Genomic DNA, 15,943 nt, shown 5'->3' with positions numbered 1-15,943 from the left:
TCACAAAAGAAACGCCTCTCGCAGTTCGGCGGTCATCAGCTCCGGCACCTCCAACGCCGCGAAGTGCCCGCCCCGCGCCATCTCCGTCCACCGCACGATGCTGTGGTTGCGCTCGGCCATCCGCCGGATCGGCACGCCCACGTCGTGCGGGAACACCGCGACCGAGGTCGGTGTCGCCGACGGCGGTTCCAGCTCGCCCCACGTCTCGTCGCCCTCCTGGTAGTAGCGCGCCGACGAGCCCGCGGTCCGGGTGAACCAGAAGATCGAGACGTTGGTCAGCAACGCGTCGAGGGGTACCCCGATCTCCGGGTCGCTCCACGTGTGGAACGCCCATTCGATCCACTCCAGCTGCGCGACCGGCGAGTCGGTGAGCTGGTGGGCCACCGACTGCGGCCGAGTGCTCTGCATCGACACGTAACCGAACTGCTCGTACTCGTACCGGAAAGCCTTCTCCACGGACCGTCGCTCGGCTTCGACCTCCATGTCCGCCGTCTCCTGGGTGACACCGGCGGAGAAGATCTGGTTGACGTGGATGGCTTTGACCTCCTCCCGCATCCCGAGTTCGCGCGTGAGCTTGGCGCCGAAGTCGTAGCCGTGCGCGAGGTAGCTGTCGTAACCCAGGCGCCGCATGAGTTCCGCGAAGACGTTGGTCACACGGGGGATGGTCCAGCCGAGCTCCTGGGTGGGGCCGGAGAAACCGAAGCCGGGCACCGACGGGATCACCAGGTGGAAGTCGCGGGCCCGCGGTTCGATCATCTCCTCGAACGCGAAGCCCGTCGCCGGCCAGCCGTGGGTGAGCAGCAGCGCTTCGGCGTTCTCATTGGCGCTGCGGACGTGGAGGAAGTGCACCTGCGCGCCGTCGATCTCGGTGACGAACTGCGGGATCTTGTTGAGCCGCCGCTCCTGCTCGCGCCAGTCGAAGTTCCGCCACGCGTCCACGAGTTCTTTGAGACGTTCCTGTGGCGTGCCCTGGGCCCAGCTCGCTCCGTTGGGTTCGTTCGGCCAGCGGGTCTGGTCGAGGCGGCGGTGCAGGTCGTCGATGTCGGACTGGGGGATGGCGATCTCGAACGGCTTCATGCTGACGACGCTATTTCGCCTGTAGGACAGTTATGGTCCTACAGTGGCCTCTGCTCGTTTGTTGAAGTTGCTCGGACTGCTGCAGTCACGCCGTGAGTGGTCCGGGGCGGAACTAGCGGACCGGCTGGGCGTCACCACACGCACCGTGCGGCGTGACGTCGACCGGCTTCGTTCACTGGACTACCCGGTGCACGCGTCGATGGGCACGTCCGGCGGCGGCTACCGGCTCGGGTCCGGCGCGCAGCTGCCGCCGTTGCTGCTGGACGACGACGAGGCCGTGGCCGTGGCGGTCGGGCTGCGGACCGCGAGCGGCATTGAGAACATCGGCGAGACGGCCGTGCGCGCGTTGCTGAAGGTCGAGCAGGTGCTGCCTTCCGCGTTGCGCCACCGGGTCGCGGCGCTGGAGATCGCGACGGTGCCGCACACCTCTCCGGCTCCCGCGGTCGACGCCGGGCTGCTGACGTTGGTGGGGACGGCCTGCCGCGACCGGCAGCGGATCCGGTTCGGCTACGTCGGGCACGCGGGGGAGGAGTCCCAGCGCGAGGCCGAGCCGCATCGGCTCGTGACGTGGGGACGGCGCTGGTATCTGGTCGCGTGGGACCTCGCACGGGAGGACTGGCGGACTTTTCGGCTCGATCGGATGAGCGTGCGGACTCCGTTCGGTGCCCGCTTCACACCCCGTGAGATTCCGGGCGGCGACGCGGGGGCGTTCGTGGCCGCGCGCGTCGCCGATCGGTGGCCCGTGCAGGGCGTCGTGCGACTGAGCGTGCCCGCCTCGGAGGCCGTGGGGTGGCGCAGCTACGGCGAGGTTTTGGCTGTGGACGAAACGTCGTGCCACGTCCGGGTCGGAGGCGAGACCATGGACGACGTGGTGTTCATGCTCGCGAGCATCACCGTCGAGTTCGAGGTCGTCTCCCCGCCGGAACTGTCCACGGCGTTGCTCCAGGCAGCGGACCGGTTTCGCAGGGCGGCGAAGTTCTAGAGAATTTCTCAGGGTCCTGACAGCAGACTCCTAGCTGCACGCGGCTTAGTGGAGGTCAGGGAGGTCCGCCATGCTGATCGATCGCACCATGCCACTGGCCACCATGCCGTTGGGCACCGCGCTCACCGTGACCCACGCGTCGGATCGTGGGCCGCGCACGTACAACGCCGACGCTTTCGCGCAGCACCGCCGCACATTCGTGGTGGCCGATGGTGTGGGCGACTCCGCGTCCGCCGCCGAAGCCGCATGGGCAGCCGCACGAGCCGCCGCCCTGCTCGCCGACCCGGTCGCCGCGATCCTCGCCGCCCGTGACGCCCTCCAGGTGCACTCCGGCGACGCCGTGATCGTCGTCGCCACGGCCCGCCCGGACGGCGGTTTCGACGTGGCGTGGGCAGGCGACTCCCGCGCGTACGCCTCGAACGGCTCGGACCTGGTCCAGCTCACCACCGACCACACGGTCGCGGAGTACTTCCGCGAGCGCGGCATCAAGGCCGAACCGCGGATGGAACACGTCGTCACGAACACCGTCCGCCACGCCACGTCCGAGAACATCGGCCGTGCGGCGACTCGGGCACCGCGGCTCGCTCTCGTGTCCGATGGCGTCTACGGACCGTTGGGGCACAACGGGATCGAGGCGATAATGTCCGGGCACGCCTCGGCGGAGCGTTTGGTCCGTGCGGCTCTCTACGCGCGCGGCACCGACAACGCGACGGCGTTGGTCGTCAGCTGACCTTCCGCTTCTTCTTGCTCGCCTCGACGCTGCGCTGCAACGCCTCCATGAGGTCCACGACCCCCGTGGCCTCGGCGGGCTCGTCCTCGACCTTGACCTTGCGGCCCTTCTGCTTGGCCTTGATCAGCTTGTGCACGCGCTCGGTGTAGGTGTCGCGGTAGTCCTTGGGCCGCCAGTCGTCGGCCATGGACTCGACCAGCGACACCGCCATGTCGAGCTCCTTGCCGCCCGGCGCCCGGCCCTCCGGTGGCACGTCCAGCACGTCCTTCGGCTTGCGGATCTCGTCCGCGAAGAACAGCGTGTGCACGGCGAGGATCCCCTTGTCCTCCGTCAACGCCGTCAGATACTGCTTGCCGCGCATGACGAACATGGCGATGCCCGCGCGGTTCGTCTTCTTCATCGCCTGCGCGAGAAGCAGGTACGGGCGGGAGAACTCGGGTTTGGCCGGACCGAGCCAGTAGGTCTTCTGGAAGTGCACCGGGTCGATCTCGTCGATGTCCACGAACGCCTCGATGTCGAGCGTGCGGCTGCGGCCCGGTGCGATCTCGTCCAGTTCCTCCGGCTCCACGACCACGTACTCGCCGCTGTCGACCTCGTGCCCCTTCACGATCTTGTCGTAGGGCACCTCACGGCCGGTGCGCTCGTTGACGCGCTTGTAGCGGATGCGGTCGGACGTGCCGCGCTGGAACTGGTTGAAGTGCACGGTGTGGTCCTCGGTGGCGCTGTACAGCTCCACCGGGATGCTCACGAGTCCAAAACTGACCGAACCGCTCCAGATCGCCCTTGCCATGCAGGTCAGGTACCCGCCAGGGCGCGCGGTTACTCGTCGAGCAGCCGCAGCCCCTCCTGCGCCCACGCGATGCGCGTCCGGGCCACCGCCGCGTGCCCGGCGAACACGCGTCCTCCTGCTCGCTGATGAACTCCTTCAGCACCCGCTTCGCCGACTCGGCCGGCACCACGTCGAAGTACAGCGCCTGTACCTCCAGGGCGTCGCGCGAGGGAGGGATCGGCTGCGGCGTGCCGATCCACTCCCGCAGCTCCGCCACGCCCGCGGCGGTGATCCCGTAGACCGTGCGGGTCATCCGCGTGCCGCGCTGCTGTTCCTCGTGGTGGGGTCCTTCGGGTCGCCGAGCCGCAAAGCCGGCGCCGCCTGCAGCCCTTGCCACCCGGCTCGAAGCTCACCGGCCGGGTTGACCGTGAGCGTCTCGCCCGCCGAACGGGGCCCGAAACCGTGCACGACGGTGAACACGCCGTCCGGAATCCCTGCCTCCAGCGCCGGCGCGACCTTCCACGTCTCCAGCATCAGCAGGTGTTGGGGGGTTGCTACGGTCGGAGCCGTGAGAGTCGTCGTGCTGTCCGACACGCACGCGCCGCGGTTCTGGAAGCGGTGTCCTACCGCTGTGGCGGCACATCTGCGGTCGGCGGACCTGATCCTGCACGGCGGAGACGTCTGCGTGGCGCCCGTGCTGGACGAGTTGGCGCAGTACGCGCCCGTCATCGCCGTGTGCGGCAACAACGACGGGCCCGATGTGGTGGCCTGGGGCGCGCCGGACGTGGTCGAGGCAGAGATCGGCGGGCTGCCGTTCGCGATGATCCACGACAGCGGCCAGAAGACCGGACGGATGGCGAGGATGCGCCGCCGGTTCCCCGCCGCCCGCCTCGTCGTGTTCGGGCACTCGCACATCCCGTGGGACGAGCAGGAGGACGGAGTCCGGGTGTTCAACCCCGGCTCGCCCACCGACAAATGGCGTCAGCCGCAGGGCACCCTCGGGCTGCTGGAGATCGAGGACGGCGTGCTGCTCGACGCCCGGATCGTGCCCGTCACCGGCTGATCCTCGAGGTGCGCGTCACTCGTCGGCAGGCGCGCTCTCGAGCGACCGCAGGCCGTGGTCCATGAAGTCGATGATCCAGGTGAAGCTGTCCTCGACGGGGGTGTCCATCTGGAACCCGCCGTTCGCCTCCAGCGTCGCGAAACCGTGCAGCATGCTGCGCACCATCCGCAGGGCGTGGATCTCCTCGTCGGCGCCGATCTGGTAGCCGCGCAGCATGGCCGTCCAGGAGTCGAGCACCCGGCCGGCCGCGGCGGTGAGCGGGTCGTCGGGACCGGCCGGCCGTGCGGCGTTGCCCGCCGCGTACCGGCCGGGGTGTTCCTTGACGTAGGTGCGCATCGCGTGCGCGCCCGCGGCGAGCGCGTCACTGCCGGCGCGGCCCTGGGTCGCGTCGCGGATGGTGTCGGCCATCTCGTTCGCCGTCTGGACCGCGATGCGGTGCAGGAGGTCGGCCTGGCCGGTGACGTGCTTGTAGAGCGAGGGGGTCCGCACGCCCAGCCGTTCGGCGAGCAGGCCCATGTTGAGCTGCGCGAACCCGATCTCGTCCGCGAGCGCGGCCCCTGCCTCGGTGACCGCGGCCGCGGTGAGCCCCGCCCTAGGCACTCGGCGTCCTGCGTCGGTTCTCGGTCATGGCGCACCTCAAGGTAGCTAACTTCAGTAGCTTCAAGCTAGTGGAGTTAGCCAGCGGGTGCAACGCGTCGGCTAAGGGGCTTGACGGTTTGGCTAAAGGTGATAGCTTTTGGCTAATCAGATTAGCCAACGCTCCGTGGAGGCAGTGAGATGACCGAGTTCCTGAGTGTCGACGGAGGCACCCTCGCCTACGAGGTGACCGGAACCGAGGGGCCGCTCGTCGTACTCGCCCACGGCATGGGCGACAGCCGCGAGGCCTACCGCTTCCTGGCTCCCGGCCTGGTGCGGGCCGGGTACCGGGTCGCAGCCGTGGACCTGCGCGGCCACGGCGAGTCCAGCGTCGAGTGGCCGGACTACACCCGCACCGACCTCGCGGGTGACCTGATCGCCCTGGTGAAGCACCTCGGCGGACCGGCCGTGCTCGTCGGCCACTCGATCTCCGGCGGCGCGGTCACGATCGCCGCAGCCAAGTCCCCGGAACTGGTCACCGCGGTGGTCGAGCTCGCACCCTTCACCCGCAAGCAGCAGATGCGCCTCGGCGACCTGCGGGTCGCCGCGTACCGCCGCGGCATGACCCACCTCATGGGCACCGCCCTCCTCGGCAGCACCAGCCAGTGGGCCAAGTACCTGGACGTCGCCTACCCCGGCCCCAAGCCCGCGGACTGGGACGCCCGCCTGCGTCAGATCACCGCGAAGCTGGAGGAGCCGGGCCGGATGAAGGTCCTGCAGGCCATGGGCAAGATCTCTCCCGCCGACGCCGGTGAGCACCTGGCCGGCGTCACCCGGCCGGTCCTGGTCGTGCAGGGCACCCTCGACCCCGACTGGGCCTCACCGCGGGCGGAGGGAGAGGCGATCATCGCCGCTCTGCCGGCCGGGCTGGGCACGCTGGAGATGATCGACGGGGCAGGCCACTACCCGCACGTCCAGTTCCCCCAGCAGACCCTCGCCGCGGTGCTGAACTTCCTCGGTGACACCGGCGTCTAGGCGCGAAACGGCTGCGGGGTCAGCCTTCGGCGGGTTCGAGGAGGACGAGCGGCACCTCGCGGTCGTTGGCGGCGCGGGCCCGCATGTCCGCGAAGAACGGGTAGAGCCCGTCCGCGTAGGCGAGCCAGCTTTCGCGCTCAGGGCCCTCGGCAACCCTGGCCGTCATCAACCTGCGGTCCGGACCGTCCTGCAGCTGGACGATCGGGTGTGCGACGAGGTTGTGGAACCAGTTCGGGTGGCGTGCCTGGCCTCCGGCCGATGCCCCGATGGCGTAGACGCCGTCGCGTTCGATGCGCATGAGGGCGACCTTCCGGAGTTTGCCCGAGCGTGCACCGCGCATGGTCACGACGACCACCGGGCCGCCCATCATGGTCGCGCCTTCGCGGCCGTCGGTGCGTTCGTAGAGCTCGACCTGTTCGCGGGTCATCGGGTCGGGGCTGGGAACGTACTCGCCCTCGAGCAGATCCTTTGTGGCGTCAAGGGTTTCCGTCTGGGTGAGCCGCGGATGGTTCTGGGCGAGGAACTCCCGGTAGCTCGTGGGCCGGTAGCCGATCAGCCGTTCGAGATCTCCGGTGTTCTCGCTGAACGTGCCGCCGGTGATCGCGGTGGCCCAGGAGGTCAGGAACTCCGCGACCTCGCGCGGAAGACCCTGCGCCAGTTGGCTCTCGGTGTACTCCTCGGCGGTGATGGGCAGGTAGAGCACTTCGGAGCCGTGGATCTCCGTCAGCGCGTTCGCGATGTCGCGGAACGAGGCCGCCTCGCTGCCACTGAGGGTGTAGGTGGTGTTCTCGTGGCCGTCCTGGGTGAGCACGGCGACGTTGGCGGCGGCGAGGTCGTGCCGGGTCGCCGGTGCCACCGTGCCGTCGCCCTCGGGGACTCGCACACCTTTGTCGTAGGCGTCGGCCCCGATGTAGACGCCGAGGTGCTCCATGAACGTCGGGTGGCGGAGGATCGTGTAGGTCAGGCCTGAGTTCTTCAGCACGTTCTCGGCGAAGATGTCGCCGTCGGTGACGCCGATCTGCCTGGCGTCGGAGTCCTCGCGGCGCTGGACGGCGGTGAAGATCACGTGCTGGGCGCCGGCCTGCTTCGCCGCCGTGATCACGTTGGCGTGCTGGGTGTCGCGGTCGGTGAGGGCCTCCGCGGACACCAGCAGCAGCCGGTCCACGCCGTCGAACGCCTCGACGAGCGAGTCGTGATCGAAGTAGTCGCCCTTGCGGATGTCCACGCCCTGCTCGGCCAGGTCAGTGGCGCGGGACGGGTCGCGGGCGAGTCCCGCGAGGCGGTGGGGCGGCACCTGGGTGAGCAGGGCTTGCAGGGTCAGGCGTCCGAGGTGGCCCGTGGCGCCGGTGACGAGAAGCTTTCCCATGGGGGAGCGGTCCTTCCAGTGGTGATTCAGTTGGGGGTTGCGATCCCGCGGGAGCCGTGTGCCACAAGCACGGTCTTGCCGACCGTCCGGCCGCTTTCGGCGAGCGTGTGGGCGGTCCGCATGGTCTCCGCGGTCAGCCCGTGCAGCGTTGTCGTGACGATCGGGCGCATGCGGCCCGCGACGACGTCCTGCGCCGTGCGGGCGAGGATCCGGCCCTGGGTGCTCGGGTCCCCGCCGGCGGTGATCTTGCTGAACACCATCTCCGTGTGCAGCGACAGGGATTTGCCCGTGAACGCGCCGAGGTCGACGGGCCCGGCGGCGTCGATGAAGGCCAGGTGGCCGAACGGCCGCAGCACATCGGTGATGGATCGCAGGTGACCGCCGGTCCCCGAGGTGGAGAGCACCGCGTCGACCGTGCCGATGCCCGCCGCGCGAAGCTGCTCAGGCAGGTCGCCGTGGTGGTCGACGACCAGATCGGCGCCCATCGCCGTGACCCACCGCGCCGACTCGGGCCGTGATGCCGTGCCGATCACGAAGGCGGACTTCGCCTTCATCAGCTGTGTCGCCATCGAACCGACGCCTCCCGCCGCTCCGATGACGAGCACCCGGTCGACGCCCGCGGGCAGGGAGTCCTGATCGCGGAACAACGCCTCCCACGCCGTGAGCACCCCGATCGGAAGGGAGGCGGCGTCGGTGAACGAGAGTTCGTCCGGGATCTTCGCGACGACCCGATGGTCGACCGCGACGCGTTCCGCCCAGGCCCCGTCCCGGGTGACGTCGCCGGTCCCCATGACGCGGTCACCGATCCCGAAACCGGTGGCGCTCTTTCCCAGGGCGACGACCACCCCGGCGAACTCCCAGCCGAGGACGACCCGGCTGCCGGGCGCGGCGCTGCGCGTCCTCCGGATCGCGGCCTCACCGGGGTTGATGCCGATCGCGGCGACCTCGACCAGGACGTCACCGTCGCGCGGCCGCGGTTCCGCGACGTCGACCAGTTCGATGGCGAACGCGTCGAGTGGATGAGCCTTCTCGTAGGCGAGAGCCCTCATGCTCAGTCCAGCTTCACGGCGTGCAGGGCGGAGAGCACGGCGCCCACCTGCATCAGCCGGCCACCTTCGCGCAGTGACCCGGCGTCGACCGGGGCGAACCCGATGCCGTCGAAGACCGCACGGAAGTCGGCCTTGGCCGCGTCGTCGTCGCCGGCGTGGAAGAGCAGCTGCCTGCCTTCCGCGTGCCGGGGATCGGCCGCGATGTACTGGGCGTAGAGGGTGTTGAACGCCTTGACCACCCGCGCGCCCGGAGCGCGCTGGGCGACGAACTCGCTGGAGGTCTCCACCCCGAGGTCCTCCACCGCGGGTGGCGCGAAGCCGGAGTTGGTGGTGTCGACGAGGATTCGTCCGTCCCACGAGGACAGACCGGACAGCGCGTTGCCGACCTGCGGCCACGTCACGGCGAGGAACACCATGTCGGCCGCGGCGGCCTCTTTGACCGTGCCCGCGCGGGCGAGCGGTCCCAGCCGGGTCACGACGTCGAGCAACGTCTCCGGACCGCGGCTGTTGCTGAGCGTCACCTCGTGCCCGGCCGTGACGAGGTGACCGGCGATGGCCTGTGCGACCGTGCCGGCACCGATCGTTCCGAAGCGCACGACGAGCTCCTTCCCGCTTATTGATGACGTGTGACATCAATAAGAATGATGATGCTCGACATCGTTGCCTTGTCAAGGCACCGTCGTCCGTGGACACCCGTTTTGATGATGGGTAACATCGCAGTCAGGTGGACGTCGGCCCTGGTCACGAGGTGCCGTGCCAAGCCAGGGAGGTGGTCGAAGTGCCCCGCATCACACAGGAGCAGAAACGGCTCAACCGCGAGAAGATCGTCGGCGCGGCCGGAGAGGGCTTCCGGCTGCGCGGCATCGACGGCATCGGCATCGAGGAGCTGATGAAGTCCGCCGGCATGACCCACGGCGGCTTCTACAACCACTTCGCCTCGAAGGACGACCTCGCCCTCGCCGTCCTCCACGAGGGTTTCACCGACTCGCTGGCGGCCCTGGACGCCATCCGCAAGTCGCACCCGCGTTCGGCGCGAGCGGCCCTGCACGACATGGTCGACAGCTACGTCAGCCCACACCACCGCGACCACCCCGAGATCGGGTGCGCCTCAGCCGCCCTCGTCTCGGATGTGGGCCGCCACGGCACCGAGGCCCAGGCCGAGTACAAACGCGGACTCGACGGCTACTTCGGCGCCATCACCGAGATGCTGCTGGAGCGGGCGCGCCAGACCGGCGCCGAGCTCACGCCCGCCGAAGCCCGCGAACGCGCCGTCGCGCTGTTCAGCCAGATGGTCGGGTCGATGATGGTCGCCCGCGCGGTCGCCGACGCGGATCCCGCGCTGTCCGACGAGGTCCTGACGGTCAACCGCAAGCGCCTCAAAGCGCTGTAACCATCTCAGACGGTGATCACGCAGCCGTGGTCGTCCTTCGCCGCCGCGTCCGAGTCGTCGAACCAGTCGCCGTCCGAACCGAGGTAGCGGAAGCGCAGCGTCGTGCCGCGAGGAACGACGACCGCGGCGGTGCGGCGGCCGTTGGAACGGGCGCGGAGCTCGGTCGCCCCCGGTGTCCAGCCGTTGAAGTCGCCGACCACGCTCACCGGTCCTGGCGGCTCGTGGCGGGGCAGCGCCCAGGTCACCCGCACGTGCTGATCCTTGGCAGGCACGATTCGGATCATCCGCTCGTCGTTCCTTCCCCGTGCTTCAGCGATGACGTGTGACAGCCTGCCCGCTGTGTCCACCTCGGACGAGGCGGCGCGCCTGGGAAGGGATGAGGTCGCCGGATCGGGTGATCCCGCCTTGTGGGCGTTGACCGTTGTCAGTTCGAGCGGGTCCGCACCACGACGCTCTGCACCGAGGCGTGCCCCGGACGCCAGCCGGTCGACACGGCGACGTACCGCGCGGCCGTGGCCGAGCCGTAGGTCCTGCCGTCCACGCTGTACGTGACGGCGTGCGGCGGCACCGGCCCGGCCGTCCACTTGAGAGCGACCTGGACGTCGTGCACCGCCCCGAGGTCCACCACCATGCGGCCGTCCCGTCCCGGTTTCCACGCGGTGTGCTGCCGGCCGTCGACGGCGGCGGACGGATCGCTCATGCCAGGTGGCAGCACGGAGTTCGGGAACGTGACACGCCCCAGCGTGAGATCGTTGATCGGGAACGGCGTGGCCGGCGGCATGCTCACCGTGCGCTCGGCCCTGCCCAGCACGACCGGGAGGCTGCGGCCGTCGCGGTGGACCAGCACGAACATCGCCGGGCCACCGCGGAAGGTGACGCGCTGCCCGTCGTGCACGACGGCGGTGATGCCCGGCGGGAGGCCGCGAGCGGTGAACCACGGCGCCTCGATCCGTGCGGTGGCGGCGGGCAGGGTCAGCGCGTACTCGGTGCCGTCGCGGGTGGTGACCTGCGTGCCCCGGTACAGCCTGCTGCCGCGCAGCCGGACGGTTCCGGTGACGTCGGCGCCGGACAGGTTGAAGAGGCTGAGGAACCCGTCCGCGGTGCTCGCCCGCACCCCCGGCGGGCATTCTGGAGCGGGTTCTGCCGCGATCTTCCGCAGATCGGCGCGGACGTAACCCTCGACGAGGCCTGCGGGCACGGTGATCGTGTCGCCCTGCACCGTGATCGGCTCGGCGGACCGCGCGACGAACCCCGCCCGGCCGTCCACGTCGAGCCAGCCCGGCGTGCTGAGATCCGGACGCGGGTACTCGGCCACGGTCGTCCACGCGGCGCCGTCCAGCGACGTCTCGATGCGGTACGCGCCCGCGGCCGCTGTCTCCCAACGCAAGCGCACGCGTTGCACCGTCGTGGCGGTGCCGAGGTCGACGGCGATCCAGCTGTCCGCGCGGCCGCGTTCGGCACGGGCGACCGCCCAGCGCGTGGCCGGATTGCCGTCGGTCGCCTTCGCCGGTTCGAAGCCGGGATCGAACGACGACGCCGTCACCGTGCCCTGACCTGCCTCGAACTCGAACAGCGAGTACCCGTAGGTGGGGTGCGGGGTGATGCCGACCATGCGGACGTGACGTGCGGAAGTCGCCGGGAACGTCAGGTCGTCGACCCGGAACCCCTCGCGCGCCTGGACCGTGACGCGGCCCGCCGAACCCGTGTACGTGCGTGACCCGCTCAGCCCCGGCATCCCCGCCATCGCGAGGTTGTGCACGTCGACCCGGCCGGGACGGGGGAGTGCGCAGACGATCGTGCCGGTCGGCAGGGTGGCGGTGCCGACGAACCCGTCCGCGAACCGCAGCAGGCTCGCGGTACCGTCGAAGCCGTCGCGAATCTGCTGGTACACAACGGCATTGCGACTCGTGACCGCAACGGACGGCAGCAGCATCGGGGTCGAGCCGCTGATCCTGAACAGCCAGTCGTCGTGCGCGGGCTGCCAGGCGAGCTTCGTGAACCCCGGCTTGGTCACCGTGCCGGCCCAGGCGGCCGCCGACTGGTGGGTCAGCAGGCCGGGGTCGGCGCCGTGGTCGAGGGTGATCGCGGCGCGGGCGAAGAAGTCCGTCGCCGGGGCCACCGGTGGGCGCAGCTCGTGCAGCAGGTAGCTGATCGCGAGCTCCGCGCGTGCTTCGGGCTCGTACTTGGCCTCGCCGGAGAACTTTGCGAGCCGGTACACGGGCGGATGTGCCTGGTAGGCGAGCAGCCGGGACGCGAGCGCCGACTCGGCCCACGCCGCCATCGGGTCACGCAAGACCGTGGAGCGGAAGGCGAGCGGGATGACGTCACGGCCGTAGAGGTGTTCCCGGTCGTTGACCATCGGCATCAACGGCTCGCCGGCGTCGCTCATCGTGGCGAGAATGGTGCGCCACAACAGTTCTCCGTTCGGCTGCTTGGTCAGCACCTCGGGCAGCGGCTGTCCGGCGAGCAGGAAGTGCACGGCGTTGCGGCCGGAGGTGCGCCAGAGCTCCTCCTGGTAGTGCGGGCCGAACGAGCCGTGGTTCTCGACGATGAACGTGTCGTGCAGGTTCGTCGCGGTGTTGGCCGAGATCGGCGTTCCGTCCACTGTGGAGGGATTGGCGAGATCGGCGGCGGGCAGCCCGGCCTCGTTGCGGCTCCAGCGGGTGAACGCCTCGCGCCAGCCCGGTCCGTCGCCGTGCCAGGCCAGTCCGGGCGCGAGCGCCTGGGCGTAGACGCCCATCTCCTCCAGCTTGGTGTCGCCGCGGTGCCCGCCGAGCAGACCGTTCGGCGTCCAGCTGCCGGAACGCGGGTCGTTCGCGGTGCCGAGTGACGTCGTGTAGTCGGCCTGGCCGCGCGCGATCGCGTCCACGTTCGCTCGGGTCTGTGCGTCGAGGTCCGGCCAGAGCAGCCGTGCGGCCAGCACGAAGTAGGACTGGAACGTGGTGTCCCAGAACAGGGTCTTGCCCCACTCGGTGCCGCCCGCCAGCACGTTGCTCGCCGCGAAGTGCTTGATGGTGGCGAGCGTGTGGTCGCGCAGAACGTCCTTCTCGACGCCCGCCAGGGACGCGTCGTAGCTGCCTCGGGTGAGCAGGACGGCGTTGCCGAGCACCACCGCGAACCCGAAGTCCGTGCGCCGATATCGCCCGGCCGTGGCGTCGTACTGCGTCTCGGCCCACCTCGTGTGCCTGAGCAACACCTCGTAGTAGGTGTCCTTGAGCTGTGCGATCGAGACTTTCGGCGCGACTGTCAGCACACCCGTGGCAACCAGGAACGTTCTGCGGTTGATCAGCATGTCAGCGCCGCCTCCGCCCAGTCGGCGTGGTCGAAGTTGCGGCCGTCGCCGCCGTCGGTGACGCGGAGACTGAGCATCCGCACGTCGCTGACGTCGACGTCGATCGGCACCGCCGCGCCCTTGCCCCGGACGATTCCGCTGTCGTACAACGGTTTGTCGTCGCCGAAGACCTGGAACGCGACCGAGCCCGGCTGCTCCGTCTCGTCGTCGAGGCCGATCTTCGCGGTGAAGCGCTCGCAGCCGCGGCCGAGGTAGACCGAGACCTCGGACGGCGCGTGCGTGCCGATGCCCTTGGCATAGGTGGTGCCGCCGATGGACAGCACGTTGCCGTCACCGCCGGTGTTCTCGCCGTTGGACCTGTCGCGTTCCACCGGGCCCCAGCCGTTGGTCTCGCTCATGAACGGCAGATCGCTGACCTGGGACCCGTTCGCGGGCGTCGGGGGTGGGACGAACGCCTTGACCGCCTGCTCGACGTGCACACCGGCACCGAAGGTGGCGACGATCGGCACGTCCACCGGGCCGACCTGCGTGCCCGCGCGAAGCTGCCAGCTTCCGCTGATCGACTCGCCCGGCGCGAGCCTGCGGCGCTGCACGGCAGGGCCGCTGACGGACCAGCCCTCGGGTGCGGTCGCGCTCAGTGTGACGTCGCGGATCTCCTTGTCGCCGTTGGTGAACGTGCCGGCGACCTCGACGGTCGACCCTGCCGGGGTGTCGACCTGGCCGGTCGGCGTGACGGTGAGCGTGGTCTTCGGGACCTGCTGGATCGGCTGGTCGCAGGTCCGCAACCCCGGCCGGTAGCGGCAGAGGACCGCCGCGAAGCCGCCGTTGCGCTTGACGGGCACGCTGAGGGTGTCGGAACTGCGCAGGACCTGACCGTCGCGGACGACGTCAGCCCGGATGGCGGGGTCGCGGACGGTCTCGACCAGCCACTGCCCGCCGCCGAGGAACCCCAGCGGTGCCTGGAGAGTGCGTTCCTGGGTGGCGATGCCGCCGACGAACCACCTGTCGCCGTTGCGGCGCGCGACCACGGCGTGCGAGTCCGGATCGCCGTTCAGCAGCCTGGTCTCGTCCCAGACCGTCGGGATCTGGTCCAGGTAGCGCAACGCCTGCGGATGCCGTTCGTAGGCCTCGGGTTTGTCCGCGAAGTGCGTCCAGCCCGACTCGTAGACGACCGGCAGCGCGACCTCGTGCGCGATCGACGCCTCCTTCGTGCCGACTTCGAGCGACACGGGCGTGTAGTCCATCGACCCGGTGACGTTGCGGGTGAAGAACTGCACGGGGTTGTTGGCGGCGGGCGGGTAGTTCTCGGCGCCGCGCACGGCCTCCATCGTGAGCACGTGCGGCCACGTGCGCGCGAGGCCGTGCGGGATGGTGGAGCCGTGGAAGTTGACCATCAGCCTGAGGTCGGCAGTCTTCTGCAACACCGCGTCGTACCAGCGATAACGGTCCTGCGAGTCGGACTCCATGAAGTCGAGCTTCACGCCCTTGGCGCCCCACTGCTTGATCCTGGGCAGCACGGTGTCACGTTCCTGCGGCGTGTCGAGGTCACTCCAGCGCAGCCACAGCAGGATCTCCACGCCCTGCGCGCGGGCGTACCGGATGAGCTCCGGCACCCACGCGGCGCTCCAGCCCTCGTCGACCAGCGCGTACTCCCAGCCGTTGCGGGCGGCGAAGTCCACGTACTGCTTCTGCCGCGCGAAGTCGCTCGGGCTCGAGTGCTCGCTCAGCCACGACCACGCGACCTTGCCCGGCCTGATCCAGCTCTGGTCGGCGAACTTCGCGGGACTGGCCAGGTCGTCCACGAGCGTGGAGGTGCTGACGGTGCCGAGATCGCCGACGATCGCGGTGCGCCAGGGCGTGGTCCCGGTCGACGCCACCTGGGCGTCGGCCAGCACGACCTGGAAACCGTTGCCGCTCTTGCGCAACCTGCTGCCCGCGTACCGGCCGTCCACATCGGACTCGGTGAGCAGCGCGAAGTCCTGTCCCGTCTGGAAGAGCGACGGGTAGCCGAAGTCGCCGGTGGCCTCACCCGCGGTCGTGCGCACGCGGTTGGCCTCGTACCAGGCGTTGTAGGGGAGCAGCCACGCCTTCGAGTCCGCGGGAACGCTGAAGCTCGATGCCTCCCCGGTGATCGTCGCCGGGGCGGGCAGCACGTAGCGGTAGGCGACGCCGTCCGCCGAGGCGCGCACGACCAGGTCGAAGCTGCCGGAGGCGTTGCGGAAGCCGAACCTGGCCTCGTTCATCCGGGTCGTGCGCTGCAACCGTTTGCCGGTCGGCATGGTGTAGCGGTCGATGACAACGCGGTCACTGCGTCCGGTGGACGTCAGGTCCTTCGTGAGGTCCGCAGTGGTCGTCGTGAGGCCGACCGCGGCGGGCTGGAGCACCGTTCTGCCTTGCCGGCGCACGGTCAACGTCAGATTTCCGCTGTTCAGAGCTACTTCCGCGGCGACTTGGCCAGGGCCTGCGACCGTCCAGCCGGCGGGTGCGGCGACGGCGGGCGCGGCGGGCAACAGCAGGGCGAGCACGAGTACGAGCAGTCGTGACATCGTTGTCAGCTCCCGGTGTGAGACCGCTCCCATCGTGTGGGGCCGTTCGTTCCCGGTCAAGAGGCTGA

Annotated in this window: 16 protein-coding genes; 6 read left to right on the top strand and 10 right to left on the bottom strand. The window is 69.8% G+C overall.

What is annotated here, in order from left to right; genetic code table 11:
- Entirely contained in the window at positions 1-1,077 is a 1,077-nt protein-coding gene (locus BM417_RS01420) for an epoxide hydrolase family protein (RefSeq protein WP_093587892.1), read from the bottom strand.
- A 43-nt stretch (positions 1,078-1,120) separates the two neighbouring features.
- Here BM417_RS01420 and BM417_RS01415 point away from each other — a divergent pair, with 43 nt between their 5' ends.
- Complete coding sequence (locus BM417_RS01415; RefSeq protein ID WP_093587891.1) at positions 1,121-2,059, top strand: helix-turn-helix transcriptional regulator; 939 nt, start codon at positions 1,121-1,123, stop codon at positions 2,057-2,059.
- A 70-nt stretch (positions 2,060-2,129) separates the two neighbouring features.
- Positions 2,130-2,789, top strand: a complete 660-nt coding sequence (locus tag BM417_RS01410; protein ID WP_245821606.1) for a PP2C family protein-serine/threonine phosphatase — start codon at positions 2,130-2,132, stop codon at positions 2,787-2,789.
- On the opposite strand, the gene ku is transcribed toward BM417_RS01410, so the two are convergent.
- Positions 2,782-3,537: a non-homologous end joining protein Ku gene (ku, locus tag BM417_RS01405; RefSeq protein ID WP_407656069.1), complete on the bottom strand. Its 756-nt coding sequence runs from the start codon at positions 3,535-3,537 to the stop codon at positions 2,782-2,784. The genes BM417_RS01410 and ku overlap by 8 nt on opposite strands.
- Before the next feature lie 167 nt (positions 3,538-3,704).
- Between ku and BM417_RS47490 the strand changes: the two genes are divergently transcribed.
- On the top strand, positions 3,705-3,857 hold the full coding sequence (locus BM417_RS47490) for a hypothetical protein (RefSeq protein ID WP_177320228.1): 153 nt from the start codon (positions 3,705-3,707) through the stop codon (positions 3,855-3,857).
- Positions 3,858-3,867: 10 nt separating this feature from the next.
- On the opposite strand, the gene BM417_RS01400 is transcribed toward BM417_RS47490, so the two are convergent.
- Entirely contained in the window at positions 3,868-4,092 is a 225-nt protein-coding gene (locus tag BM417_RS01400; RefSeq protein ID WP_143138458.1) for a hypothetical protein, read from the bottom strand.
- 34 nt (positions 4,093-4,126) lie between these two features.
- Between BM417_RS01400 and BM417_RS01395 the strand changes: the two genes are divergently transcribed.
- Positions 4,127-4,621, top strand: a complete 495-nt coding sequence (locus tag BM417_RS01395) for a metallophosphoesterase family protein (RefSeq protein WP_093587888.1) — start codon at positions 4,127-4,129, stop codon at positions 4,619-4,621.
- 15 nt (positions 4,622-4,636) lie between these two features.
- Here BM417_RS01395 and BM417_RS01390 read toward each other — a convergent pair whose 3' ends face one another.
- Positions 4,637-5,221 (bottom strand): TetR-like C-terminal domain-containing protein, encoded by a 585-nt coding sequence (locus tag BM417_RS01390; RefSeq protein ID WP_093587887.1) that lies wholly within the window; start codon positions 5,219-5,221, stop codon positions 4,637-4,639.
- A gap of 177 nt (positions 5,222-5,398) precedes the next feature.
- On the opposite strand from BM417_RS01390, the gene BM417_RS01385 reads away from it, so the two are divergent.
- Positions 5,399-6,232, top strand: a complete 834-nt coding sequence (locus BM417_RS01385; RefSeq protein WP_093587886.1) for an alpha/beta fold hydrolase — start codon at positions 5,399-5,401, stop codon at positions 6,230-6,232.
- 19 nt (positions 6,233-6,251) lie between these two features.
- On the opposite strand, the gene BM417_RS48415 is transcribed toward BM417_RS01385, so the two are convergent.
- Genes BM417_RS48415 through BM417_RS01365 form a run of 3 tightly spaced genes read right to left on the bottom strand, consistent with a single transcriptional unit; the run spans position 6,252 to position 9,243 of the window.
- Positions 6,252-7,598, bottom strand: coding sequence for a nitroreductase/quinone reductase family protein (locus BM417_RS48415; RefSeq protein WP_218164291.1), 1,347 nt, complete (start codon positions 7,596-7,598; stop codon positions 6,252-6,254).
- Between the two features lie 26 nt (positions 7,599-7,624).
- Positions 7,625-8,647 (bottom strand): zinc-binding alcohol dehydrogenase family protein, encoded by a 1,023-nt coding sequence (locus BM417_RS01370; protein WP_093587885.1) that lies wholly within the window; start codon positions 8,645-8,647, stop codon positions 7,625-7,627.
- 2 nt (positions 8,648-8,649) lie between these two features.
- Positions 8,650-9,243, bottom strand: coding sequence for an NADPH-dependent F420 reductase (locus BM417_RS01365; RefSeq protein WP_093587884.1), 594 nt, complete (start codon positions 9,241-9,243; stop codon positions 8,650-8,652).
- 182 nt (positions 9,244-9,425) lie between these two features.
- On the opposite strand from BM417_RS01365, the gene BM417_RS01360 reads away from it, so the two are divergent.
- Positions 9,426-10,037 (top strand): TetR/AcrR family transcriptional regulator, encoded by a 612-nt coding sequence (locus tag BM417_RS01360; protein WP_245821604.1) that lies wholly within the window; start codon positions 9,426-9,428, stop codon positions 10,035-10,037.
- A 5-nt stretch (positions 10,038-10,042) separates the two neighbouring features.
- Here BM417_RS01360 and BM417_RS01355 read toward each other — a convergent pair whose 3' ends face one another.
- From BM417_RS01355 to BM417_RS01345, 3 genes are all read right to left on the bottom strand, one after another.
- Positions 10,043-10,309 (bottom strand): isoamylase, encoded by a 267-nt coding sequence (locus tag BM417_RS01355; protein ID WP_407656068.1) that lies wholly within the window; start codon positions 10,307-10,309, stop codon positions 10,043-10,045.
- Between the two features lie 152 nt (positions 10,310-10,461).
- On the bottom strand, positions 10,462-13,329 hold the full coding sequence (locus tag BM417_RS01350; protein ID WP_093587882.1) for a discoidin domain-containing protein: 2,868 nt from the start codon (positions 13,327-13,329) through the stop codon (positions 10,462-10,464).
- On the bottom strand, positions 13,323-15,875 hold the full coding sequence (locus tag BM417_RS01345; RefSeq protein ID WP_093587881.1) for a glycoside hydrolase family 97 catalytic domain-containing protein: 2,553 nt from the start codon (positions 15,873-15,875) through the stop codon (positions 13,323-13,325). The genes BM417_RS01350 and BM417_RS01345 overlap by 7 nt, the downstream gene beginning before the upstream one ends.
- Positions 15,876-15,943 lie beyond the last annotated feature (68 nt).

Origin of the sequence: Lentzea waywayandensis (genome assembly GCF_900115955.1) — a bacterium.
GTDB classification, from domain to species: domain Bacteria; phylum Actinomycetota; class Actinomycetes; order Mycobacteriales; family Pseudonocardiaceae; genus Lentzea; species Lentzea waywayandensis.
The sequence above is the reverse complement of the archived record's forward strand: the minus strand, read 5'-3'. Positions and strand labels throughout refer to the sequence as shown.

Coding starts and splice junctions, on each gene's coding strand:
- BM417_RS48415 (WP_218164291.1), bottom strand. CDS start 7,598: ATGGGAAAGCTTCTCGTCACCGGCGCCACGGGCCACCTCGGACGCCTG.
- BM417_RS01400 (WP_143138458.1), bottom strand. CDS start 4,092: ATGCTGGAGACGTGGAAGGTCGCGCCGGCGCTGGAGGCAGGGATTCCG.
- BM417_RS01345 (WP_093587881.1), bottom strand. CDS start 15,875: ATGTCACGACTGCTCGTACTCGTGCTCGCCCTGCTGTTGCCCGCCGCG.
- BM417_RS01410 (WP_245821606.1), top strand. CDS start 2,130: ATGCTGATCGATCGCACCATGCCACTGGCCACCATGCCGTTGGGCACC.
- BM417_RS01420 (WP_093587892.1), bottom strand. CDS start 1,077: ATGAAGCCGTTCGAGATCGCCATCCCCCAGTCCGACATCGACGACCTG.
- BM417_RS01385 (WP_093587886.1), top strand. CDS start 5,399: ATGACCGAGTTCCTGAGTGTCGACGGAGGCACCCTCGCCTACGAGGTG.
- BM417_RS01370 (WP_093587885.1), bottom strand. CDS start 8,647: ATGAGGGCTCTCGCCTACGAGAAGGCTCATCCACTCGACGCGTTCGCC.
- BM417_RS01350 (WP_093587882.1), bottom strand. CDS start 13,329: ATGCTGATCAACCGCAGAACGTTCCTGGTTGCCACGGGTGTGCTGACA.
- BM417_RS47490 (WP_177320228.1), top strand. CDS start 3,705: ATGAACTCCTTCAGCACCCGCTTCGCCGACTCGGCCGGCACCACGTCG.